We start from the raw sequence: 24981 nt of genomic DNA on the forward strand, positions 1-24981 counted from the left end.
TTGTGCACTACTAGCTTATTTAAGGAGGGAGTGAAAAGTGATGAGCCTTAAAATAGTGTGCAGCAAATAAAAAAGGTGAGCACTTTACGTGCCCACCAAATAATTTTAACGTGATTCGATAGGTGTGTAGCTACGTGCATCTGGCCCAGTGTAATCAGCACTTGGACGAATAATACGGTTATTTGCACGTTGCTCTTTAACGTGTGCTGTCCAACCTGTTACGCGGCTCATTACAAATATTGGCGTAAATAATTTAGTCGGAATATCCATAAAGTGATACGCCGATGCGTGGAAGAAATCAGCATTACAAAATAACTTTTTCTCGCGCCACATTACTTCTTCACAACGAACAGACACAGGATAAAGTACATCATCACCTACTTCTGCTGCGAGCTTTTCAGACCACTTTTTAATAATTACGTTACGTGGATCTGATTCGCGATAAATAGCGTGGCCAAAGCCCATAATTTTATCTTTACGCTCAAGCATGCCCATAATTTCTTGCTCTGCTTGATCTGCGCTGGTGAAGTTTTCAATCATATCCATTGCCGCTTCGTTAGCACCACCATGTAATGGCCCACGTAACGTACCTATGGCACCGGTTACACATGAATGAATATCAGATAGCGTTGATGCACACACACGACCAGTAAAGGTTGAGGCATTAAATTCATGCTCTGCGTATAAAATTAGTGACACATTCATTACTTGAGCAAATAGCTCAGACGGGGCTTTATCGTGTAATAAGGTTAAAAAATGCGCGCCAACTGAGTCATCATCTGTTTGCGTTTCAATGCGTACGCCATCATGCGTAAAGCGATACCAGTAACAAATAATACTTGGAAATACTGCAACCATGCGGTCAATCGCATCATTGGCTTCGCTAAAATCATTTTCCATTTCAAGGTTACCCAGCATAGAGCAACCTGTGCGCATCACATCCATTGGGTGTGCGTCTTTTGGAATGTTCTCAAGCACTGTTTTAAGTGCTTGTGGTAAGCCGCGTAAGCTTTTTAGTTTAGCTTTGTATTCTGCAAGCTCACCGGTTGTTGGTAATTCGCCACGAGATAATAAAAACGATACTTCTTCAAACTGCGCTTTTTCAGCAAGCTCGCTAATATCGTAACCACAATAAGTTAAACCTGAACCTGTTTGGCCTACTGTACATAATGCAGTTTGACCTGCTACTTGACCGCGTAAACCTGCACCCGCTAATACTTTAGTACTCATAATTTATCTCCTTAAATTGTTATTATTTAGTTGATGAAAAAAGGTTATCTAGGGTATTTTCATAGGTGTGATAATCTAAAAAATCATAAAGCTCAGCACGGGTTTGCATATTTTCAATTTGGCTTTGTTGCGAACCTTCATTTAAAATTGAGCTATATACATTATAGGCTGCTTTGTTCATCGCTCTAAATGCGCTTAATGGGTAAAGCACCATTTCAACGCCTACATCGCCTAACTGCTCTTTAGTATAAATAGGCGTTTGACCAAACTCAGTAATGTTAGCCAATACAGGAACGTTAATCGCTTTTGTAAATGCTTGGTAGTCGGCAAGGTCGTGCACGGCTTCTGCAAAAATGGCGTCTGCACCGGCTTCAACACACGCTGCTGCGCGCTCAATAGCGGCATTTAAACCTTCTTTTTGAAACGCATCGGTACGTGCCATAATGTAAAAGTCACTATCGGTTTTTGCATCTACAGCAGCTTTAATACGGTCAACCATTTCACCTTGGCTAACTATTTCTTTATTTGGGCGGTGGCCACAACGCTTTTGCGCTACTTGGTCTTCAATATGGAAACCGGCAGCGCCTGCTTTAGTCATTTCTTTTACTGTACGGGCAATATTAAACGCACCACCCCAACCTGTATCTGCATCTACTAATAAAGGTAAGTCGCTTGCACCGGTAATACGGCGAATATCTTCAAGCACGTTATCAAGGCTAGTCATACCTAAATCAGGCATACCAAAAGAAGCATTGGCAACACCAGCACCCGATAAGTAAATTGCCTGATGACCCATTTTTTCAGCCATCATTGCTGTGTACGCATTAATAGTACCCACTATTTGTAATGGGTGATTATTGGCAATAGCCTGTTTAAACTTTGATCCTGCTGACATTCGTTTCTCCTAACTTTGAACGGTGGCTGCTCTGGGGCAGTTTTGATATTTTAAATACTAAAACGATTTATTTAACTGGCTTTAGTTTGCGCTGCAAGTAAATCAAATTTAGTTTGAATATTGGCTTGTGAAGCACTTATGTGGCGCTTCATCAACATTTCGGCTAATTCACCATCGTGGTTTTCAATCGCATTAATAATAGCTAAGTGCTCATCAAATGCTTTTGATACCCGCGGACCAACCATACCCATTTGTACACGGTACATTCTTATTAATTGATAAAGGTCGTGGCATAGCAAATGAATCAAGTGGGCATTTTTACTGCCTTTAATAATGCGGTAATGAAAATCTAAATCACCTGCTTCTTGATAGTACGACTCGCCTTCTTTTACTCGTTGCGTTTTTAAATGCTGATTAAGTAATTGCTTTAAACCTTGGACTTCATCGGCTGCCATATTGTCGGCAGCAAGACGACACGCCAAGCCCTCTAAGGCACTGCGCACTTGATAAACTTCTATCAAGCGATCTGCTGTTAACGATACAACTCGGCAACCTATGTTGGCTTTACGCTCAACTAAATAACAGCTTTCTAAACGATTTAACGCTTCACGCAGCGTTGCACGGCTCACTCCATAACGCTTTGCCAGTTCTGGCTCAGATATTTTACTGCCTTGTGCTATGCTGCCCTCTACTATTTCTCGGCGCATATTTACAAACACTTGATCTGATGCGGTTGTAATAGGTGTTTCATTTAACAGGCTTTGCGTCATAGGTTACTATTAGATTGTCGACAATTTATAAAGCCACTATGAACTCACTACCACTAAGTGTCAACCCTAAAACAGTATGTAAAACTTAAAAAACACACTTATTGTCGACATCATTAGCCTAAAGTATAATAATTATCTGCTCTAAAGTGATAAACCACTGCTAAGTGTCGACACCAATAAAAACTAACTTTTTACCTGTTAAGCACTGAAACACACTTTAAGAAATGTTATTATTTGTCTTTAATATAACGACTGGCCAAACCGTGGACGCAAATACCTTTATCCCCGAGCACTTTATCGATGATGTAAAAACCTATTTACCTGCACACCTAGATATAGACGACTTTATTAATGCTTGCCGGCGGCCACTACGAAAATCTATTCGTGTTAATACCTTAAAAATATCTGTTACTGAGTTTAAGCAATACGCTAAGCAAAAAAATTGGCTACTCACTCCTATTCCATGGTGCGAGGAAGGTTTTTGGTTAGAGCGCCCTGCCGCAGAAGAGCAAAACCTAGCACTTGGCAATACCGATCTTCACCTTAGCGGTGCTATGTATGTTCAAGAAGCAAGCTCTATGCTGCCCCCCATAGCACTAAAACAAAGTATAGAGCACACTAATTACGTTCTTGATATGGCATCTGCACCTGGTTCTAAAACTTCGCAGCTTGCTGCACTAATGAATAACCAAGGGGTGTTGGTTGCAAATGAGCTTTCGTCATCACGCTTAAAAGTACTTAGCGCTACTTTAAAACGCATGGGAGTAGGTAACTGTGCGTTATCGCATTTTGATGGGGTAATTTTTGGTAATTATATGTTTGAGTGCTTTGATAGCATTTTACTCGATGCCCCCTGCTCTGGCGAAGGCACGGTACGAAAAGATGCAGATGCACTAAAAAATTGGTCAATCGACTCTAATATTGAAATTGCCCAAGTACAAAAAGATCTAATTAAAAGTGCATTTTACGCCTTAAAGCCCGGTGGAACCTTAGTGTATTCAACCTGTACGCTTACTCCACTTGAAAACCAACACGTGTGCGACTTTTTACTCAGTGAATTTGGCGACTGTATAATACCCGAGTCTTTAAGTGATCTATTTCCTGGCGCAAGTAAAGCAACTACGCCAGAGGGGTATTTACATGTGTGGCCGCAAACGTTTGACAGTGAAGGCTTTTTTATTGCCAAATTCAAAAAACAAGCAAGTAGTGACAACCCTAATCTAAAAGTCAAAAAAGGTGCTTTTCCGTTTCAGCAATTTGAGAGCAAAAAAAGTGCTGTTTTTATGCAAACACTTAAGCAACAATTTGGTTTAAATACCTTACCGGGCATATTAATGCAGCGCGATAAAGAGCTGTGGTTATTTCCGCAGGAGTTTGAAGCTGTGCAAAACAAAATTAAATACGCCCGTTTAGGCATTCAACTTGGTGCCATTCATAATAATGGCGTGCGTTTAGCCCACGAGTTTGCAACCGCATTTGGTAAGCAGTGTAAAAGTAATGTGTTGCCTTTAACCGACACTCAAGCTAACGACTACTTTCAGGGTAAGGATATTCGCTTAGCTGATGTAAGCCAAAATACAGGAGAAGTTATTTTAACTTTATGTGGCTGCCCTATTGGCTTAGGTAAATGGCAAAAAAATAAAGTTAAAAACTCACTCCCACGCGATCTAGTACAAAATACGCAGCTAATAACATGGGCACAAAGCAATTAAACAGCGTTTAATGTAAAATGTGAGTATTAAAACATGTATACATTTTTGAATATAATTGGGTTGTTAAAAGTACTTAAATTCGGATAATAAATGTGCGGTTTTAATGATTTTAGCTATACTTATATGTACTTTCTTCTTCTCCCTATAATCAAGAAAGCGTCTTCAGTTAACGTAAGGCTCAACTAAGAGCCATTTTATAGCCCAGAGTTTTTATAACTCTGGGCATTTTTATTTGCCACTACCACAATGTTTTTTAAATATATAACTTTTGCGAACAGAATCGAAATCGCCACCAAATTGTAACGATAAACACAATATGGGTAAGCTATTACTTTGTTTTGCAATATCAAATACTTGATTGAATTTATAGCCATATTTAACTGCTAACTTCAATTCGTTAACATATAAAGCTTTGTATTGTGGAGTTAGCTGCGACCAATGAATCAACGCTATTTGAATAATACCTAAATGTACATCAAGCTTATAAGGTCCTACTTTTTTTGCTTGTTGAATATAATCATAAACCTGCTCTGTGGGCCCATCTTGATAACTCACCACTTGCGCCAATGCTATCCAAGTTTCTGCCCATGTTTGCCTTAATTCAATAGACTTTAAAAGCGCTTGTTCGGCTTGTTGGTAAGCCAGCTGATGTGTAGGAGCATTAATTACAGTCGGCTGATTTAAAATACTTACTGATAATATTTTTATATACGCATTCAAGTGCCAATAATGAGGATGGCTTGGCTCAAATTTAGCCGCTAAAGTAATAGCTTTTTCGGCCTGCTTTAATTCTGAGCGCTTAATTGGAGAGGACAGCTGTTCCAGCGTATTTCTAGCATTAAAATACCAAGCATTGGCGCGTATGCTTTTTATACTGTAATAGGCAATAAACAAGGTTATAAGCGCTAAAACAATAATAGGGATTAACCTATTTAATTTAAAACTAATCACAAAATAGTGACTCAGTTAAGCGCCAAGGGTTAGTTACAAATAACATATGTGCTTTATCCTCCCCTACTAAATTACTCACAATGTGTTTTGCTTTACTAAGTATTGGCGGCCTACGTTTTACCGAATGCGCATCAGAGGCAACATAATTAACTAAATTACCTTTAAGCATGTCATTGCTAATTTGTTTTGCTTTATCCCCCCACCCCCCTTCAATACTTGAAGCGGTTAATTGAAACTCACAACCTAACTGCTTTAAATGTTCTATATAAAAAGGATTAGCCTGAATATCACGGTTACGTTCAGGGTGAGGTATAATCACTTTAATATTTTGTTTTGTTAACCAGCCAATAAACTTATCGTAGCCTGGTGGTACATGAGAATGTGGTAGCTCTAACAATAAGTAATTTGCTCCGGCTAAATTCCCAATGAAGGGCAATTTATTTGCCTTTACCAGTGCCATTAACTCTATATCAAGGCGTACTTCTGCCGCTACTGCTAGCTTTATAGTAATTTGAGCCTGTTTTGCATGCTCTTTTAAATCAGCTAAGTCTCTGCGAAGTTGTACCGCGGAGTTATCAAATCGCCCTATATGAATATGCGGAGTAATCACCATATGTGTTATTCCATCACTTTGCGCTAGCTTTAATAATGCTAAAGATTCATTTAAATTTTTAGCACCATCGTCAATACCGGGTAAAATATGCGAATGAATATCAATCATAATTTAGCCATTAGGTTGAGGTTTTTCTGGCGGTTGTGAGTAATCATAATAATCATAGTATCCGTAGCTATGCTCATCTTTAGTTTTGCTCATATCTACTTGGTTAAGTATAACGCCTGCCACATGTGCTTTTACCTCAAACAAACGCTCTAACCCAGCTTTAATCGGTTTTACTCTTGTTACGTCTGCTCTCACTACATACACTACCGAATCAACACTTTGTGCAATTACTAATGCGTCACTAACCGCTTGTGTTGGGGGAGTGTCAATAATGATGTGATCGTACTTGGTTTTTAAAACCTTTAATAACTCATCAAACCGGGCGCTAGAGAGTAACTCTAACGGATTTGATGGTATTTGCCCACTTGGCATAATAGCAACACCAGAGCGCTCATCTAAATGAACGCACTCAGAAAACTGCTCTGTGCCAGTAATTAAATTGCTTAAGCCTGGGTGAAATACGGGTATATCAAACCGTTTTGCTAAGCTGGGTTTACGTAAATCAGCATCAATCAGTAAAACGCTCCCCATTTGCGCAAGCGATAAGGCTAAGTTAGCTGATGTTGTGGTTTTCCCTTCACCTGGGACGCTTGATGTAACTGCTATTATTTGATGATTTCGGTCTAACTGAGTAAGCAATAAGCTTGTTCTAAATGTACGCACAGATTCTGCAAAACGACGGTATTCATCCTCTAAATATGCGTATATCGGAAACGGATTCTTTCTCGATATTTTAACTTTGGGTAATAAACCTAGCATGCGTTGCGCTAGTTTACTTTCAACGTCATTTTTTGTTTTTACCGTATCGTTTAATGCATCAAATATAAAGCTCATCACTACTGCAAAGGCAAAGCTAGCTATAAATGTAATTATTACAATAAGCTTTTTATTGGGCTTACTGGGATATTTAGGTGTGTATGCTCTATCGGTAAAGCGAGCTGCTGCTGAGGTGAAGTCGCTGGTTACTTCGGTTTCTTTAGAGCGAGATAAAAATGTATTAAATATATTTCGGTTAGTTTCAACTTCACGTTTTAACTGATTATACTGCGTTTCTTTGCGTGTAATATATTGATAATCATCTCGGATTTTTTTTAGATCAGCTTCTAATGTATTAACGGTTCGAGTTGTTCTGTTTAACTCTTTTTCGATACCTGTAACTAGGCCTTTAATTTGCTTATTTAAATTAGCTTTTACAGTTGCAAGTTCAGCTTTAGCAGAAATCATTTTTGGGTGCTTATTGCCATATACTTCGCCCAAGTCACTCACTTTTCGCTCAACAAGTACTAACTCGCGCTTTACATCTTGTACTACTTTATGTGATGTTATTTCGGGCATACTACCTAAAAATTCTATATTATTATTTCCGTACTCCTTGATTACTCTGTTTATACTCTTTAAATTATTTCTTGCGGCTCGAGCATCAACTAACTGCTGAGACATTTGCTCTAGCTCTTGTGTCACTAGCCCCGCAATACCTTCTATATCAACTAATTGCTGCGCCTCTCGGTACGCCTGCAGTCGAACCTCTGAATCATCTAATTGGATCCGTAACTGTGACAAGCGTGTGTTTAACCAGCTTGTTGCCTGTTGCGTTATCCCCATTTTGGCGCGCATTTGGCTGTCTATGTATACCTCACCTACCGTATTTGCTACTAAGGCTGCAAGTTTAGAATCACTCGACTCAAAACTCACCCTAACTAATTGCGTTTTACGAATTGGTGAAACTATTAATGCTTTATTAAATATACTAAGCAAATCTTGCATTTGTTGCTCAACTTGATCTTCATACGAGAGCGCAGCAACTTCTTTTTTATTTAAAAAAGGCAGCAACTCTTTAATTAGTATATTAACTTCATTAAATATTGAAGGTTTTGGAATAAAGTCAGTGTGTGACTGCAGATCTAGTTTCGTAATAACTTCACGTGCAATACTGTCTGATTTTATTACCTCAAATTGAGTTAAATAATATTCTTTTTGGTTTGAGTCTAAACCATATATTTCTTCAAAACTAACCGCTTTAGCCTGCTCAGCTTCAATTAATAACGTTGCACTTGCTTTATATTTAGGTATTAAAGTTAACGTAATCATTATCGCTAATAATGTAATAACTATCGCAAAGCTCAAAATTCGCCACTTTGCTTGCTTAATAACATTAAAGTTAATGCCCAACTCAATTACATCATCATTATTATTTAATTTTTCTGATTTTTGATTCATTCATCACTGCCTTTAACGGCTTAAAACAAGCGCTGTTCTATTTTAATGGTGTCGCCCGCTGCAATTTGACTGTTTAAACTGCCTCTAATTTGTTGCTCTTTGGTTTGTTCTTTAAAAATATATATTTTATCTATCGATGCTCGCTCTGTTAATCCACCGCCAAGTGCAATCGCTTGATTTACTGTCATTGCCGGCTGATAAGGGTATGCACCTGGGTTATTTACCTCACCATGAATATAAAAAGGTCGATATTGTGTAACTTGCGCATACACATTGGGGTTAACTAAATAGTCAGGCTGTAGCCCTCTTATTATTATTTGTTCAACCTGTGATGTATTTAGGCCAGCGAGTTTAACTTTTCCCAAAAAAGGGTAATTAACTTTGCCACTGTTACCTAATAACGCCGTCACATCTAAATCTGGTTGGCCAAAAACTTTTATTTCAATTTTGTCACCTGGCCCTAAAGTATAGTTTTGCGCATTTTGGCTAAAACTATTAAAACTTAATAAAAAAGCCAGGCAAACAAGCATCCAAAATTTCATCGATTAGCCTTTAAAACAAAGGTAAAATTAATCCCGACAATGACACGATCATATTCAATCGTATTTTGATTAGAGTTTTTATCTATAAAATCAACGTAACTAGATACCATCCCAAAGTTACTAACCAAATAGTTTAAACCTAGTCGAGCCGCTGTTGTTTTATCTTGTCTGCCAACATCCCCAGTGTATTGCTCATCTGCATAATTTAAACTTGCCAACGAACTAAAGTAATTACTCCAATTGTGATCCCAGGTAATGTTATAAACACTCTCTTTAATATAATCACCTGCTACTAAGGGATCTTTAGCTGAGCGGCTAGTTAAAAATTGTAACGATGAATAAGTAAGTGGTTGCCAAAGTACTGCGGCTTCCCAGCTTAAACCGGTAAAATCTTCACGTAGGTCAGAAAAAAAATCTTTGTCTTGATAACCGACTTTGAAGGTACCGGATGTTACCGCCGTTGCCTCCCACTCTATTCCCAGTAATATTTTTCTGTCATCTGAATCTCGTGAAATACCATTGGCTTGCAAAACATCATAGCGGTACTTTTCTTGTGTTAGCTCCAAAAAAGTGCGCGTTGCTGCAAGCGTATTGTAGTAACCGGTTATTCCCACTAAAGTTTTATCATAATCGCGATATTGAGATACAGGTCTAAAATTTTGGTATTTTTTATTGAAAAAACCAGCAATAAGCGCAACTTGAGCTTTAGAGCTTTTTGCGCCATATTCATAACGCGTTGTTACATTTTGCTGTTGGTACTTTACTAATTCATTAACAATATCCCCCAAACCTTCGGTTAAACCACTTCCTCTGGGTTCATATAACCAATCTGCATCACCTTTAATATCGAGTCTATGCTGTTGGGTAAACTCTTTATGAACGCTCGCTGCTGTGGTCACTTGAGTGAAGTTATCTGTGGTATCTTTATTATGAAAGGACGTTATTGTTCCAACATTAAGCTTATAATTGTCTGGGCCATCTTCAATTACAGCCGAAATGTTAGGTGATATATTCCATATTAACCGCGACTCCTCATTAGTTGGTGTTCTAAAAAAGTTATTATTAGTACTCACTCCTGTTTGTAGTGTAGGCGTTATTTCGGCACCATCTTTTGTAATAATACTACCTGGTTTTAGGTTAGCCGCTGCATAAGGACTGCCCCCAATACAAACAACGAGTAGGCAAGGGGCAATTGTATTAGTAGGCATTTTCATTCTTAAATCCTTTAAATATTGTTATGATTATTATTTTTATATCAAATAGTAATGACCAGTTCTTAATATAGTGTAGGTCATACTCTACACGTTTCGCCATTTTTATTAACGTATCTGTTTCACCACGCCAGCCGTTAACTTGCGCCCACCCTGTAATGCCTGGTTTGGCTTTGTGCCTAAACATATAAAACTCTACTTTTTTTCTATACTCTTCGTTGTGCGCAACCGCATGAGGTCTTGGGCCAACAATGGACATGTCACCTTCAAGTACATTTAAAAACTGAGGAAGTTCATCAAGACTCGTACGTCGCAAAAATCGGCCTAACTTTGTTATCCTCACATCATTTTTTGTAGCTTGAGTTACCACTTTGCTGTTTTCTGTGACTGTCATTGAACGGAATTTCCAAACTTTTATTTTTCGTCCATCAAGTCCATAACGATCTTGCTTAAATATTACAGGACCAGCTGATGTTAATTTCACTGCCGCGGCAATAACTAATAGTAATGGCGAAATCAATAACAATATAATCATTGAAAACACAATATCCTCTGTACGCTTAATAAACTCATGAGCACCAATGCATGGCGACTCAAACACACTCAAAGTATCAACTTCGCCAACATGTTCAATACGCGCATGTATAAGATTAGAAAGCAAAAAGTCAGGTATTATATGCACATCAACTGTGGTATCACCCAGCTGCAATAAAATGTCTGCAATACGTTTTTCTGCTTTCATGGGAAGAGCAATATATAACACATCAACTCTGCCCTCTCTTGCTAAATCCACAGCTTTTTGTATGTTGCCTGCAACATCATGAGAGGCTAATTTACTAAATAAACGCTCTGGGTTTCTATCATCAAAAAACCCTAAAAACTTAAAGCCTAACTCATCATTTTTCTCAATTTCATCATATAAGTAAGCAGCGGTTTCTGTAGCACCAATGATGGCTACATTGCGTAAATATGAACCAAATTTACGACGATTTCGCTTATACAAGTACACAGCTAAGCGCCATAAATATAAATAAAGCATGCTTAATAAAAACCACAAGCTAATGCCAATCCGAGATAAGGATTCTGAAAACTTAAAAATAAATGATATAAAAAACAAACAAGCGAATGAAACTAATAAAGCGCCCCAAACACACAACATCATTACCCTAAACTTCCCTGCTCGCCACGATCTATAAGTAGAAAATATTTCAGCGCAATATAAGTAAATTAATGCAACACTTAGCACTGATACCATATAAAAAGAGCTTAGATTAAAGTTATAAAATAAGGCGGAGCATTGAAAAGCAAAAAATAATGCAAAAATATCGAAGAGTCTATAAAAGCAGGCATCTGACGAACCTGATAACTTAAATGTCCTTGAAGAGCTCATAACTATTAATTCCTATTAATTGGTCTCAGGTAAGAAGAAGCATCACTAGACTATGGAATTAATACTAAATTAACATCTCAAATTGCACAATTAACATACAGGCGGGTTTACTAATATACAAAAGGTTAAAGCTATTTTATTAAACATATTTCTTAAAATATAAATGTATCTAAACTACAACTCCTCATCTAAACAACAGCCCTTTTTTATGTAATCATGCTTAGATATTTAAATAAACAATGCATGAATCCATCTGGTTAATATTATGAGTAGGGTATACGTAACTTACTCTCTCAGTAAAAACTATGCCGATGAATAAAAGCTAATAGCATAATATTACAATAAATTTTGCACATTTTTGGCTCTGTTCTTGATGTGTAATTTGCCCTACAGCTATTTTTAATTATCATCTACTTAGTTTTAGCAACTACATTCATTTACCAACAACATAATAGCAACCTATTACCTTGGGGCTTAATTACTGTTTACTTGAAGGTTTTAATAGTTTTATTTATAGCCAATAAAATAAACAACTTAATAAAACAAACACAAAATAAACAAACATAAAACAAAAACAAACATAAAAGATCGCTTTATACAGCCTGCTTATCAGTGTTTAGGTTTAAACTGCGACTATATAAAAACTACTATCAACCAAACCCTGTGAAATAGTACATTTTTACCCTAGTGTAATTCTTTAGAAAAATAATAGACTGTACAAAAAGTAAGAGAGCAGACCGCTAACTGGTTTAGATAATAATTAATAACACAACCGAAAACACGTTATAAGTGTTTGCTTCTAGATTTAATACAAGCATGGTGTATCTTTATTATTTGGTGGTTTTAGGGTAGCCTGTGGTCACATAATACTGCACACGGTGGCAATGACTAACCAGTAAGGCTTACACAAACGTTTGGCGTTAGTTAATAAACAAAAAACGCTAAGTACTGAAGAGCTTAAGCGCAAACAATATCAAGCCTAAATACGGTGAATACTGAAAACTTAGCTTTTATATTTTGAGTTGATGGGAGCCCTACACACTTGCAAATTAACAATAATATAAGCTAGGCTCTATTTATCTAAAGAACAAGATAAGTCTTTGTAAATAAAGTTAATATAATTTTTTAATCTGATTTTTTATGCCACGAGGTATAAACGAAGCCAACCGTTCTTTTAAGCTTGTAACTGCTTCATGCTTTAGATTATAAAAGCCGTTGTTAATTATTTGGTTACTAGCTGCACAAAAAACTGGTTTTTTAGTGATATGATTAATTTCAATACTTTGCTTATAGTCGCTTTCAATAAAAAGCTCTGCACTACTTTTTTGATAAAATAAAGCTTTATGCTTTGCATGACTAATTTGCTTTTGTCCTCCTTCTTTACCAGGTAAATCTTGCATAATTAAATACTCGTATTCTACTTTATACTTTTTTAACCATATCTCAGTCTGTTCTCGATACTTTTCTGACCGGCTGGTAACAAGCGCATAAACTTTTCTAGAGGGTATAAATAATGGCTGTGCATTTAAAATAAACTCAATGTACTTTTCGGCATCATTAGTTTGCTCTTCAGTAGGGTCAATACACAAAACACCATCTATATCTAAACAAGCAGTCGTTAAAATTGGATGATGAAAAATGTTCCATTCAAACACCCTTGGTGATGGTAGGTACTCTAGAAAAAAATCAACATCATTTCTTTGTTTTAGCGATGAGTAAATTGCACATGTCGTAATTTTACTGTGTAAATATGTGGGAATTAAAGCCATATCAGCTTTAATCGAGTCACCTTTTGCAATACTGTCATCCACTAATAATATTTTTTGTGCGTTTTGTGGGTATTTTAAATATTGATTTTTACTTTTTCGTGTACTTCCTGTTTTGAGCTCTGAATTATTAATTAAAGAAATCAAATCCGTACAATGAATATTCAAATACAATGCCAGCATATTAGCTGGTGTTAAACCACTTCTTGGAAGGCCTACAATTAAATCAAAGTTTAAACTCTGTATTTTAGGCAAGTGTTCTTTTATATCCTGACTTAAATGACAATAACTTTTATAATTCATTAGAATCACCCTCCCTTAAAAACATTTTACCTAACATACTAAAATTATTATTAATTACATTGCTTTTATTAAGGTTAGTACAATTTATCGCAATAATGTAGATCTCACGTCAAAAATAGCCATCAAATTGTTATTATATCTTTGATTTAAGCGTTAGCTTCACGCTAATAGAAATTAACTTTTACCACTCCCTTTAATTACAAAACTCTTTTAGTACTGGAGCGATATACATTTAAAAAAAACAATGGGATCCCGACAACATAACGAGAAAATAACCTTTTAGGCTCTAGAGCAAATCTGTATAGCCACTCAAAACCAAGCTTTCTAAATATCGTCGGTGCGCGCTTTACCCTACCCGCTTGAAAATCCAATATTGCACCACCACATATTATTATCATTTTATTTTTGCTCTGTAGTTTTAGTTGTGTAGCTATCAGCTCTTGCTTAGGCATACCCATAGCAAGAACGACTACGTTAAGACTCTCAGTTTGATACTGTAAATTGTGCTCAAGATAACAGTCGACATCTTTAAACCCATTTAAACTATAATATTGGGAGGTGTTAAAAAGCGAGGTTGCACCTATATCTAACCAAGGTTGCTGAGTACCGTACGCAAAAAGGGTCATTTCCTTGTTAGATAAATATAATTGCGAGATTAATCGCGGAATAAAGTCTGTACCATTTAAGTTAGATTGAGGGTCAATATTGTTGTACAAGCACGCTAATTCAACCCCTTTACCGTCTCTGAATAAATAATCTAAATCGAAAAAGTTAGCTTTTATAGCATCACTACTACTTATTAAGTTATATGCATACTGATTTAAAAAACCGATCGAAATTGCTTTATCCGTATTTGTGATACGCTCTAAAATACTGGCTAAAGATACCTCATTGACTAAAGTTAATGACTTTAAGATAGGGTCCATCGCTTTAAGCTCCTATTTTATTACTTTAAAGTCAGCAAACTTTATTTTTCTTTGTGAATAATAAAAAATACCAACCATAAGCTTTCGCAAATAGTGATAGTAAAGAGCAGTACTTTTTAGTTTGTGGTTATTTAATACCGCGAAAGAGCCTTGAAAATACTTATATCTAAATTCTGGTAATGGATCACGATGGCCAATAGCTGCAGAGTTCATAAAAAATATAACCTTACTAATAAGTGAAGCTTTTATTGCAAAGTCCAAATCTTCACCTCCATTATTTTTAGCGCCGACGCCAAAGTTTTCATCAAACAGCCCTACTTCATTAAATACTTTAGATGCATAAAATGTAGTGTTAGATGATGCGTATCGTATTAAGTTTGACGAATTATGTTCATTAGAAGTAAAGGGGCTAATACTTGGTGCTGATGAAAATTGAGTATAAAACAATTCAAATCGACTGAGTGCTTGTAGTTCATTAAAGCTATTCCAAAACCCTTCTGGGTACCAACAGTCATCGTCTGGGCAGGACACGAAATCAAAATCATTCAATGAATACCGACTGTTCACTTCTTTAATAAGCTTATTTCTTGCCTTTGATAACGACACAATATGACTTTGACTAATTGTGATTAGCGTATAGTTACTAGCTAGCCCAAGTAAACACTCTTCACTGTAGCCATCTGCACTTTGTAATAGTACATAGTGTACAAATTGAATGTTTCTTACACTATTTATCGATAGTATTAGTCTTTTTAAGTCTTTGATATTTTCGTCATTACATATACATGTTGTTAATAATAAAATTTTCATTACAATCCCTATAAGTAGTTATTACATAATATGAAGTTAAAATTTTATAAAGAAATAATGGTGGAACATTCCGTTAAAATCGAAATCAGAAATATAAATTCTGTACCACAAAAATAAAATAAACGCGATTAAAGATAATGAAAAAAACAGTAGCTTTAGCCTGACAACACGTAGTATTAAAGAAAATATATATACCAAGCCAATCCATCTAAAATAATCAAAGTAGGCATAATAGCGTAGCTGTAAGAAGTTTGTTGTATGCATAAAACAAATTAATACGATAATACCTATATAATAAAACCACATCTTATCAAATGTCGATTTACGCCTAACCATATAGGCGAATATAGAAAGCAGTACGATAGCAACATCTAAAAGCTTAAATAGTATTCCTGAACCTCTATCATCTAATTCTTCATAATTGGTAAATGTGGCGTAATAAACTAAAAGGTATAATATTGATATTGCCGCAGAGCCCATAACGACATATAAAATTTTGTATCTATTACTTCTTTCATCGGAGGCCGTAACATAATAAACAACAAAATAAATTGCACAAACAACCACGGCTGCATTATGTGTTAATGATGCGATGACACCAAAAAAAATGGCGAAGCGTATTTTGTCAAAATATAAAAAAAACAGAGTAATAATTAAGAAAGAACCTGAGCAATAATGCCGTATCATGTTAAACATGTTTGTAAATTTCATTGAATAAAAAATAAAAAACATCAGCGCTAACGCAATTAACACCTCACTAAATTTAGCTGAATCTAATATCTTGTAAATAACAATACATGCTGGTAAATAGATAAATAACGTAATCGTATACGTATAAAATATATAATTGCCATTCGTTAATTTTGAAAAGAAGTAGGAATAGCCATGATAAATCGGCTCCGATATTTTCGGTTGTACTAAAAAGCCATCATTAATAAAAATTGCATAATCTTCATCAAAAATACTCAAAAAACCATATTGATAATTATTGAATGCAAACCATTGGGTTGAATACCAGCCTAAGTCATTGCCTATCCCTAAAAAATCGCCAAATGCCCATGCTTCTTTGTGTAAATTCATATTGCAAAAAAGCAAAATAAAGCTAATAAAAAAAACGTAAAGCCACTCAGATCTTTTAGTTGTTAAATACGTGAATAAAGCAAAAATTCCTATATAAAAAGGCGCTAGCAGTGAAACTAATGATACAAAAACAAGAATCAACATTGTTCTATTTAACAGAAAAGTTTTATTGTGATAGATCAAAATAAAGCTTCCTTTTACTTTGAGTAATATTGATATTTCATCCCAAACTTTACGAGTAACTTAAATGATTCATAAAGTTGTTCGCTTGTTCTTGAGCGCCATACTATTTTTGTGAACAAAAATTTAAATAAAGAGAAATTGCGCCCATGTTCAAGCCAGTAATTATGATAGTCAATTGTGCTCCACCTATAATTCAAATCGTTTTGCTCTGAAGCTGACAACGTGACCTTATTACTTAGCTCTTTTTCTAATTTACACCTGAGCTGTACGCCTGCTATTGGTCGAGTACCTGTGGTAATACTCGCTCCATTGTGGATTGTATGCACAAAGACATTTTCAGCAAATACGCACACACTATAATTTTGAATAAAGGCCTTTAACATTAAGGTATGATCTTGTAAGTAAGGTGTATCATAAAACCCACCTATGGCTTCTAAAACACTTTTTTTAATCATTATCATTGAAGTATAACAACTCCCAGATAGCAAAAAGGTCTTAGCGTCATGGCCTACAAACTTATCATCGTTTGCTAAAACACCTTTACCATTTTCTTCTACTTGCATATGGCTACAACAGACAGCAGGCTGCTCTTGTTGGTGTTTAAAAAAGTTAAGTTTTTCGAGTAATTTCCCATCTATAAAAAAATCATCATCGTCTAAAAAAGTAACATACTCGCCATTGGCTTGCTTAATACCAACGTTTCTGGCAATCCCTGCTCCTGAGTTTTTTTCTAATGGTATGTATTTTATTTTTTTAGAGACAATTAAATCCTCTAAAATAGACTCTGTATTTAGCTGATGCTCTGACCCTTTACCATTATCATCAACAACTATTACCTCACAAAGTGAGTTTATAAGTGCACTTTGTATTGCATTTCTTATTTTTGTGACTCTTCCATAAGTAGGAATAATGATGCTTAACTCAACCATTTAGCTTAATCCTTTTAATTTTTATAAATGAAATTTAGCATAACCAAGTTTTTAACTTTGTTATTTTATATACATCAATCGACATCCAAATATTCCACAGCACTAGACTCATGCTTACAGCTAAAGCCGCCCCAATTGCTTGATAGATAGGCACTAAAATAAATAACAACAACACGTTTATTAATAATGTAGCCAACAATGCTTTTAATGAACGTTTTTCATTTCCTGTCATATTCAGCACTAAACCAACAGAGCCAAAACAAATATTAATTATTTGGCCAATACATAAAATAATAAGAATTGGATGGGAAGCCAGATATTGCTCTCCAAAAAGTATTCTTATAAACCAATCCCCAAAAAAAATTAAAACAACCGCTATTGGTATTGAAAAAGTGGCGCTTAACTTTACACTTTTAGTTAGTAAAGCCTGTGTTGACTGTATATCGCCACTTCTATACAACCTAGCAACTTTAGGGCCTATAATATTGTTTACCGCTGCAAACCCTAAGGTAACTAATGTCACCCCTTGTAAAGCTACCTTAAAAGAAGCGACAGACTCTTTATCATCAAAGTAGCCTAAAAATACGTTTGCAAGCTGTGCATTCATGGTGCTAATAAATATCATTAGCGTAAACGGGAGTAATGCAATATGCCATTTTTTAAAATAGTAAGTAGGTTTAACATGGTTAAGGTTATTCGATCGCTCTTTAAATATTAGCCCTAAGCCTAATAACAGCGTTAATGCCGATGTTATTAACTGTACTTTTATAAGCAGTAAACTGGTGAACTCAGTTTTTGATACAATAAAATATAAGTAAACTAAAATGGCTAAAAATGGCATCAAAATAAACTCTGGAAATAAGCCTAGAATTGGTTTTCTAAAACCGTTTAAAATAGCTCCTTGCTTTGCAGAAAAGCTTTTTATAGGGATCAAAAAAATTGCAAACCAAAGTAAACTAGCAGTCTGGGAACTTATTAAGCCTAAATATAAAATAAGCATGGTCGTAAGCATCACAAGCGCAGAAATACTGATAATAAATGCCGATGACCACCTGAGTAACCCCTTTAATTCTCCCCATTTACCTTCTAATTCAGCATGTGCAATTTCACGGATCAATAATTGTGGTAAACCTGCTATAACAGGTATTGTGACTATGGCAATAATTGATAAAACATAGGTATATAAGCCATATTGCTCAGGTCCTAAATAACGGGCAAGTATTACGCCTGCTATAACGGATAAAGCACGGCTTATCATTTGTAAACCGGCTGTGCCTAAAAACTTATTTAAAATAGCTGGCGATTGGCTCAAAAAACTTACCTTGTAATAATAGAGTCATATTTATAACTTCAATAAATCAAAATTTTAAAATTCAATAACTAAATAAATTAACTGACTGACTGTTTTAGATTTATAAAGATCTCAGTGTAGTAACCATATTAGTAATGTGTACTGCTTTATTAAAATTCACTAATCACTGCTACGTAAAAAATGCGCACATAATTAGTACTCATATACAAACATCGTTTCCTATGTCGACTTTTGTGCATATTTAACAGTACTTTTTTGCCCTAAAAAAATTCGTGATGCGTAATTACTTTTTGATAATACAATTTCAACTGCAATCGGACCAAAGATCCCAAAGAACATGCCAAATACAATATTAAGCTCTGTCGATTGCACACCTAAATAAACTAGTAACATTCTAGATAAAACCAAAAAGTAAACATGGTATAAGTATATTGAAAATGAATATTTACCAATAAACACAAGGGGTATAATCTTTATTTTTGCAAAGTAAAATAATGAACAACCAACAAAGCCAGTTACTAGCCCCATTAGGCTGTTTCTTTCAAAGTTACTCTGGCTTTGTAGTTGTAAAAATTTATACAACATAAGGCCAGCAAACAAAGTTAATAATATTGTAACTAACTTTATATTTAGCTTTTCTTCGCTGTGTCTTTTTGAGCTAAGTAAGCACCCTAACGAGAAGAAAGGTAATAAAAAGAAAAATCCAGATAATGAAAAAAAATAAATTTCTGTAGGCATAAATACGCATAAAATAATCCCCGTAAATAGCGCAAATATGTATTTATTTTGAGTTGTAGTTTTTATAAATGATGATAAGCCATAAAATAAAAACACCAAAAACATTGCTTGTAAAAACCAAAAATGAAATTTACTTTCCCATATCACGCTAAAGTAATAAGTAATATTGGTTATTTCTATTTTTTGATTTGCTCCTAAAGTATGTGCCTGAATAAATAGATAAATTGGGCCTACAAAAATTAGAGGAATGATTAGTCTAAAGTACTTTCCTTTTAACATAGAAAAAAATTGCTCTGATGTCACTCCTCTAAAAGAGAAAATAACGCCGCCTAAAAATGCAAATAATGGCATTCTGACATTTTCTAACATTAAGTTAAAAAAATAAAAGTCGTTATTTTCGGGTAACTTTAAACCTGATATATTTGGTTCACCTATTAAGTGATTAAGTACTAATAATAAACAAGCCCACCCTCTGAGTGTTTCTAGACTGAGAATTTTTTTTATTTTCATCTTCACTCCCTTAAAGTAAAAGCGTGAACCATTTATTAAATATACTTATTCTCTTAATTTATTAACCATTGTTTTTAAAAGCTAATTTCATTTTACTTGCTAACTCCCTATCAAACTGTTCAGGCAGGAATTTAATGTACCCATTCCCAGGAGTAAACGTTAATTCACCAAAATATATTTTATCTTGAATATAGAGATCAACTCTTACAAAAGAAAATGAGCTACTCAATGCTTCTACAATTACAACTGCCTCTGCAAAATTTTTTGGTTTGAGTTCAACTTCTCCAATATCACATCCAGCCCTTAAGATTGGAAGTGGTTGCCATAACCTTGAATAGTAGTTGTGCGTTTGCTTATTGCTTGCCCTTTGTGAAATTACCTGCACAAATTCAATTGCGCCCTCTATACAATAAAATTTATAGTCTTTTAGGCCATCTGTTGATTCAATAAACTCTTCACAAATAACTAGCTGCTCAACGTTTTTATACTGTTTTTCTTTACTTATTGCATAAAAATCAGACTTTAGCCATTGTGTAATTAATTGGCGAATTTCAGCATTACAATGATCATTTTTATTATTGATAACAAGATTATAGCCACTACCGTTATTTAGTTTTATGACAAATTTATCTGGCATTTCGGTTAAATTAAAATCTTCAGCTACGGTACAAGTTTTTAGTAAGGTTGGAAGATATTTTTCACCGCATTTATCAGCGACAAATGCTCTAACTTTATATTTATCCACAAAAATAGAAAAATCAGTTAGTTTCTTACTTAGTTTCCAGGAGAAAATCCTATCGCTAAAAGTAAGCACTTTCTTTTTTGAATAAAATTTACGGTGAAGCTTTAAATATTCATATCGAATATATATAGAGTCAGGTATCAATACCTTTAATTTATTTTTCAACAGTTTCAAAAATAAACCCATCCGTTGACTCTCTTAAATTTACTAAACGTAAAATAATTTTTCTAACTCCAAAATTGGAGCTACCATCAAACTCACTTGGTTTTAAATAGAACAATTCATCTTATAATAGATCAACTTATAAGATTAAACTTTTAATTTACTTAGTAAAACAGATCTCAAAAAACTCGTAAATATTGTATTTTCATGTGCACCGAGATTGTGTTTAATATTAAGCCTCTCATGTATTACTTAAGCTTTAAGTAATTAATATATATGGTTTATCAATGGTATAACTTAACAATGTAGTGTATTTGCTACATAGCACTTTATATCAATTGCCATACAATTTAATAAAGTCAAAATTTAGTGCCAATTTTTATTATATCCAACGAGCAATCTTTAAAACTTTTAACGCATATGTTGGGGTCACTAATCGCGATTTCGTACATTTAAAGTACAAAACAACGCAATTTAATAAACATTAAACCACACCTTTTAATTAGTCAATGCTAACAAATTGTTTCATTAAAACTTATTTAACCTACTTTATTGCTAGTTTCGGTTTTAATGCTAATAATATAATAAGTGTCGCATCTAAATTTTAAGGAACTACTTGTGCGTTTGGGGTGCTGCATTGTTATCTTGTTATCTTTTTATGTTTACTCACAAGACACAATCAATTACTTGCGTAATAGCGAAATAATTGAACGTGCAAAACAACATTATGGTAAAGATGGACATAATCGCATAAAGCAATGGCTTAGGTTTATTGATGCATCGATTGATAAGAATGAATGGCGGCAGGTACATCTGGTTAATAATTTTTTTAATGAACATATAAAATACAAAACAGATAATGAGCTTTGGAATAAAAATGATTATTGGGCTACACCAATAGAAAGCTTGGGTGTAGGTATGGGGGATTGTGAGGATTACGTTATAGCTAAATACTTTACTTTAATTGCGCTTGGTATTCCTGAAGAAAAAATAAGGTTTATGTATGTGCGTCAACACACCATTAATCAGCCCCACATGGTACTGATATACTTTCCTGAAGCTGACCAAGTTCCTTTTGTTTTGGGTAACTTTAATACCCAGTTACTCCCCGCAAATAAACGTCACGATTTAACACCTATATACAGTTTTAATGGCCAAGGTTTATGGTTAGCCAAAGCAAAAGGGCTTGGTAATAAAGTTAAAAATAGTAGCGGTGTGTCGGCTTGGGATACTATGCTAAAAAGAATTGAAAAAGGTGAGCTTGCACTCGTAAATGGAATTGATACAGGAGATGAAAATAATGTATCACCCTTTTAAACAAGGTATGAGTCTTAAAATACAGATCTACGGGCTAATAATTTGTATTTCCATTTTATCTTTTTTTGTAAGAATTATTATTGATGTAGATACAACCCGAGACTATTTACAAACACAAATGGCAAGCCATGCAAAAGACACAGCTACAAGCCTAGGACTTTCTATCTCCCCTTATTTGGATACAGATGGAATCATAATAGGGCAAACTATGGCAACCGCAATATTTGATTCTGGTTATTATAGTAAAATACGCTTTATTAATACGAAACATGAAACGCTATTCTCATTAGAAAACCCTACCCATGTAGATTCTGTGCCTCATTGGTTTACAAACACTGTAAAATTAAGCGCGCCTACAATGCAATCTGAAATAAATACGGGTTGGATCATTGCTGGTACACTTGAAGTTACCAGCCACTTAGGAGAGTCATATTTAACTTTATGGCTACACACAAAGCGTAGCTTTTATAGTTCGCTCATATTATTAATTGCTTCACTGCTGATCACTTATTTTATTTTACAAACAATATTCAAACCTTTAAAAGCAGTTGAGAAGCAAGCACTGCTTGTTACTCGCAAACGCTTTACACTCAATAATAAAGTGCCGTTAGCCCACGAATTGCGCATAGTAACCAAAGCAATTAATAATATGGTGCTTAATTTGCAAAGTACATTCGACTCTTTAGCTAAACAAACCCAAGCGCTAACAAACGCCGTGTATAGTGATCCACTAACAGGGTTAGGTAATCGCAAATCTTTTGAAAACTATTTTAACGCCGTTACCCACTCCATTACCTCTGAGCGTCCAATGACAGCAACAATGGTCACACTTCCCTCGCTAGTAAACATTAATCGAACACTTAGCTATCAAAGGGGTGATGAGTATGTGACTGACGTTGCTAAAATATTAAAACTCTCTTTAGCTGAACTAAATAATTATAGGTTATGCCGAATAAATGGCAGTACTTTTGTTTTTATTGCGCCATACGATATTACTTTTTTATATAATTTACACGCTAACCTTATTGACCTGTTTAGCCAAAAACAGCACAGCTCACATAATAATGGTTATGCCCGCTTAGCTTCTATAAATGTTGAAAAAAGCTTAACACTGAGTCATTTACTTTCGTCATTAGATACCAAATGTACTATTGGAGAAAGTACGATTGACGCTAACATTGATAATAAAATAGTCTTTAGTGTTGAAGAGTGGCAAAAAATAATTCAGAGCATAATTAACTCTGGGGAAGTGAGCTTTTCAGTACAGCCTGTGAAAAAAAGTAATACCGAGTTTACACAGTGCTACTTTGAGGTATTTGCGCACTTTATCTATAACAATGAAAAAATAAACAATAGTCACTTATTCGCTATGGCCGAAAAGTTAAATTTGACAGAAGAACTGGATAAAAAATTAATCCGTGATTTTATTAATATTAAAATGCAATATCCAGAGGATAAATTCGCATTAAATATAAGTAAGTCCTCATTATATTCACCGGAGTTTATACAATGGCTAGGTGCGTTTTCTCAACACTACCCCTGCCTCAAAAACAATCTTATTTTTGAGCTTCATGAATTGAGCTTACTAAGTAATATACGCGTTGCTGCACTTCATATTGATGCGATAAAAGAGGTTGGTATTAGTGTGTGTGTAGAGCACTTTGGCACCAGTTTAACCTCTTTTAAGTATTTACATGGTCTTGATATTGAGTATGTGAAAATTGACGGTAGCTACATTCAAGATTTAATTGATAATCCGCAAAGTCGCTTTTATATTCAAACTGTAAATAATATTTGTCATGGCTTTGGTATTAAAGTCTTAGCGTGTTTAATTGAAAAGCCCGAAACATTAAACATACTCGAAAGCTTAGGTTGTGATGGTGTTCAAGGGAATTTAATTTGCTCCGCCTCACAAGTAATCAACATTATTGATGAAAACACAAATAAAAAGTTTACTTTTCATCCAAATGTATTAGAATTTTGTAAGTAGCCTATTTTTTAAACAAGGGTCGATCATGAAATCAATTATCTTATTTGGACTAATAGTAGGGCTGTGTGTATTTTATGTACCGCAAACTTATGCACAAACTAATACATCAAAATCTGTTCAGTCTGCAGGGATAGACAACTTGATTTCGATTTTAAGTAATGCACCAATAAATGTATCTCCTGAGCAACTGCAACAAGACTTAGTTGCCGCCATTAAAATTATTTGTAAAAACAATATAAAAAACCAACTAGACAAAACCTTGCCACGAGGCAATTGTAGTAACGCTCAGGTTGATCAAATGATTACTGCCGTTATTGCTGCTTTTGGTGTAGACAGCCCTATGGTTGCTACTTTATTAGCCGCACTTTCTGCATACGGAGTAGATTCAGACACTATTACACTTGCTGCAATTAATGCGGGCATAGATGCTACTATTGCTTCACAAGCCACGGCAGCAGGCCCTATCCAAGCACAACCTAATCCTCCTATTAGCTTACCTGTATTGCCTACACCTCCTGGATCGGGTGGTACTGGTGGTGATACTGGTATATCTGAAGTTGGTAACTAACTTTAT

General features: G+C 34.9%; 21 protein-coding genes. 4 read left to right on the plus strand and 17 right to left on the minus strand.

Translation table 11 applies throughout. The features are described 5' to 3' along the window. Positions 1-105 precede the first annotated feature (105 nt). The 3 genes from prpC to HC000_RS06885 all read right to left on the minus strand — a co-directional run bounded on the left by prpC (position 106) and on the right by HC000_RS06885 (position 2895). The gene (gene prpC, locus HC000_RS06875) at positions 106-1230 is read right to left on the minus strand and encodes a 2-methylcitrate synthase (RefSeq protein ID WP_086994992.1); all 1125 of its coding nucleotides are present in this window, start codon (positions 1228-1230) and stop codon (positions 106-108) included. A gap of 22 nt (positions 1231-1252) precedes the next feature. Next, positions 1253-2125 carry a methylisocitrate lyase gene (gene prpB / locus HC000_RS06880; protein ID WP_011328451.1) on the minus strand — a complete coding sequence of 291 codons (873 nt, stop codon included), beginning with the start codon at positions 2123-2125 and terminating at the stop codon, positions 1253-1255. A gap of 71 nt (positions 2126-2196) precedes the next feature. Then, positions 2197-2895 carry a GntR family transcriptional regulator gene (locus tag HC000_RS06885; RefSeq protein ID WP_011328452.1) on the minus strand — a complete coding sequence of 233 codons (699 nt, stop codon included), beginning with the start codon at positions 2893-2895 and terminating at the stop codon, positions 2197-2199. 263 nt (positions 2896-3158) lie between these two features. On the opposite strand from HC000_RS06885, the gene rsmF reads away from it, so the two are divergent. Further along, entirely contained in the window at positions 3159-4607 is a 1449-nt protein-coding gene (rsmF, locus tag HC000_RS06890) for a 16S rRNA (cytosine(1407)-C(5))-methyltransferase RsmF (RefSeq protein ID WP_041454719.1), read from the plus strand. Between the two features lie 228 nt (positions 4608-4835). Here rsmF and HC000_RS06895 read toward each other — a convergent pair whose 3' ends face one another. From HC000_RS06895 to HC000_RS06960, 14 genes are all read right to left on the minus strand, one after another. Continuing rightward, a complete protein-coding gene (locus tag HC000_RS06895; RefSeq protein WP_179807280.1) occupies positions 4836-5558 on the minus strand; it encodes a VpsP family polysaccharide biosynthesis protein in 723 nt (240 codons plus the stop codon). Further along, positions 5551-6279, minus strand: a complete 729-nt coding sequence (locus HC000_RS06900) for a CpsB/CapC family capsule biosynthesis tyrosine phosphatase (protein ID WP_179807281.1) — start codon at positions 6277-6279, stop codon at positions 5551-5553. Before HC000_RS06900 ends, HC000_RS06895 begins: the two co-directional genes overlap by 8 nt. A 3-nt stretch (positions 6280-6282) precedes the next feature. Next, on the minus strand, positions 6283-8496 hold the full coding sequence (locus tag HC000_RS06905) for a polysaccharide biosynthesis tyrosine autokinase (protein ID WP_011328456.1): 2214 nt from the start codon (positions 8494-8496) through the stop codon (positions 6283-6285). Between the two features lie 20 nt (positions 8497-8516). Beyond that, positions 8517-9038 carry a polysaccharide biosynthesis/export family protein gene (locus tag HC000_RS06910; RefSeq protein WP_041454467.1) on the minus strand — a complete coding sequence of 174 codons (522 nt, stop codon included), beginning with the start codon at positions 9036-9038 and terminating at the stop codon, positions 8517-8519. Further along, the gene (locus HC000_RS06915; protein ID WP_179807282.1) at positions 9035-10252 is read right to left on the minus strand and encodes an outer membrane beta-barrel protein; all 1218 of its coding nucleotides are present in this window, start codon (positions 10250-10252) and stop codon (positions 9035-9037) included. Before HC000_RS06915 ends, HC000_RS06910 begins: the two co-directional genes overlap by 4 nt. Next, positions 10236-11639 carry an undecaprenyl-phosphate glucose phosphotransferase gene (locus HC000_RS06920; protein WP_011328459.1) on the minus strand — a complete coding sequence of 468 codons (1404 nt, stop codon included), beginning with the start codon at positions 11637-11639 and terminating at the stop codon, positions 10236-10238. The genes HC000_RS06915 and HC000_RS06920 overlap by 17 nt, the downstream gene beginning before the upstream one ends. A gap of 1112 nt (positions 11640-12751) precedes the next feature. Next, on the minus strand, positions 12752-13708 hold the full coding sequence (locus HC000_RS06925) for a phosphoribosyltransferase family protein (RefSeq protein ID WP_011328461.1): 957 nt from the start codon (positions 13706-13708) through the stop codon (positions 12752-12754). A gap of 197 nt (positions 13709-13905) precedes the next feature. Beyond that, positions 13906-14634, minus strand: a complete 729-nt coding sequence (locus tag HC000_RS06930; protein WP_089368434.1) for a WecB/TagA/CpsF family glycosyltransferase — start codon at positions 14632-14634, stop codon at positions 13906-13908. 12 nt (positions 14635-14646) lie between these two features. Further along, complete coding sequence (locus HC000_RS06935) at positions 14647-15444, minus strand: glycosyl transferase (RefSeq protein WP_011328463.1); 798 nt, start codon at positions 15442-15444, stop codon at positions 14647-14649. Between the two features lie 36 nt (positions 15445-15480). After that, positions 15481-16668: an EpsG family protein gene (locus HC000_RS06940; RefSeq protein ID WP_011328464.1), complete on the minus strand. Its 1188-nt coding sequence runs from the start codon at positions 16666-16668 to the stop codon at positions 15481-15483. Between the two features lie 53 nt (positions 16669-16721). Further along, entirely contained in the window at positions 16722-17636 is a 915-nt protein-coding gene (locus tag HC000_RS06945) for a glycosyltransferase (protein ID WP_179807283.1), read from the minus strand. A gap of 34 nt (positions 17637-17670) precedes the next feature. Continuing rightward, entirely contained in the window at positions 17671-18948 is a 1278-nt protein-coding gene (locus HC000_RS06950) for a flippase (RefSeq protein ID WP_011328466.1), read from the minus strand. 219 nt (positions 18949-19167) lie between these two features. Further along, positions 19168-20196 carry an acyltransferase gene (locus tag HC000_RS06955; protein WP_179807284.1) on the minus strand — a complete coding sequence of 343 codons (1029 nt, stop codon included), beginning with the start codon at positions 20194-20196 and terminating at the stop codon, positions 19168-19170. Between the two features lie 61 nt (positions 20197-20257). Continuing rightward, a complete protein-coding gene (locus HC000_RS06960) occupies positions 20258-21124 on the minus strand; it encodes an ATP-grasp fold amidoligase family protein (protein ID WP_179807285.1) in 867 nt (288 codons plus the stop codon). Between the two features lie 594 nt (positions 21125-21718). Here HC000_RS06960 and HC000_RS06965 point away from each other — a divergent pair. The 3 genes from HC000_RS06965 to HC000_RS06975 are packed head-to-tail and all read left to right on the plus strand — an operon-like array spanning position 21719 to position 24975. Further along, positions 21719-22417, plus strand: a complete 699-nt coding sequence (locus HC000_RS06965; protein ID WP_011328470.1) for a transglutaminase-like cysteine peptidase — start codon at positions 21719-21721, stop codon at positions 22415-22417. Then, positions 22401-24407: an EAL domain-containing protein gene (locus tag HC000_RS06970; protein WP_011328471.1), complete on the plus strand. Its 2007-nt coding sequence runs from the start codon at positions 22401-22403 to the stop codon at positions 24405-24407. The genes HC000_RS06965 and HC000_RS06970 overlap by 17 nt, the downstream gene beginning before the upstream one ends. 25 nt (positions 24408-24432) lie before the next feature. Continuing rightward, positions 24433-24975: a hypothetical protein gene (locus tag HC000_RS06975; RefSeq protein ID WP_011328472.1), complete on the plus strand. Its 543-nt coding sequence runs from the start codon at positions 24433-24435 to the stop codon at positions 24973-24975. The last annotated feature ends 6 nt before the right edge of the window (positions 24976-24981 follow it).

Origin of the sequence: Pseudoalteromonas sp. MIP2626, assembly GCF_013414205.1 — a bacterium.
GTDB lineage: Bacteria > Pseudomonadota > Gammaproteobacteria > Enterobacterales > Alteromonadaceae > Pseudoalteromonas > Pseudoalteromonas nigrifaciens.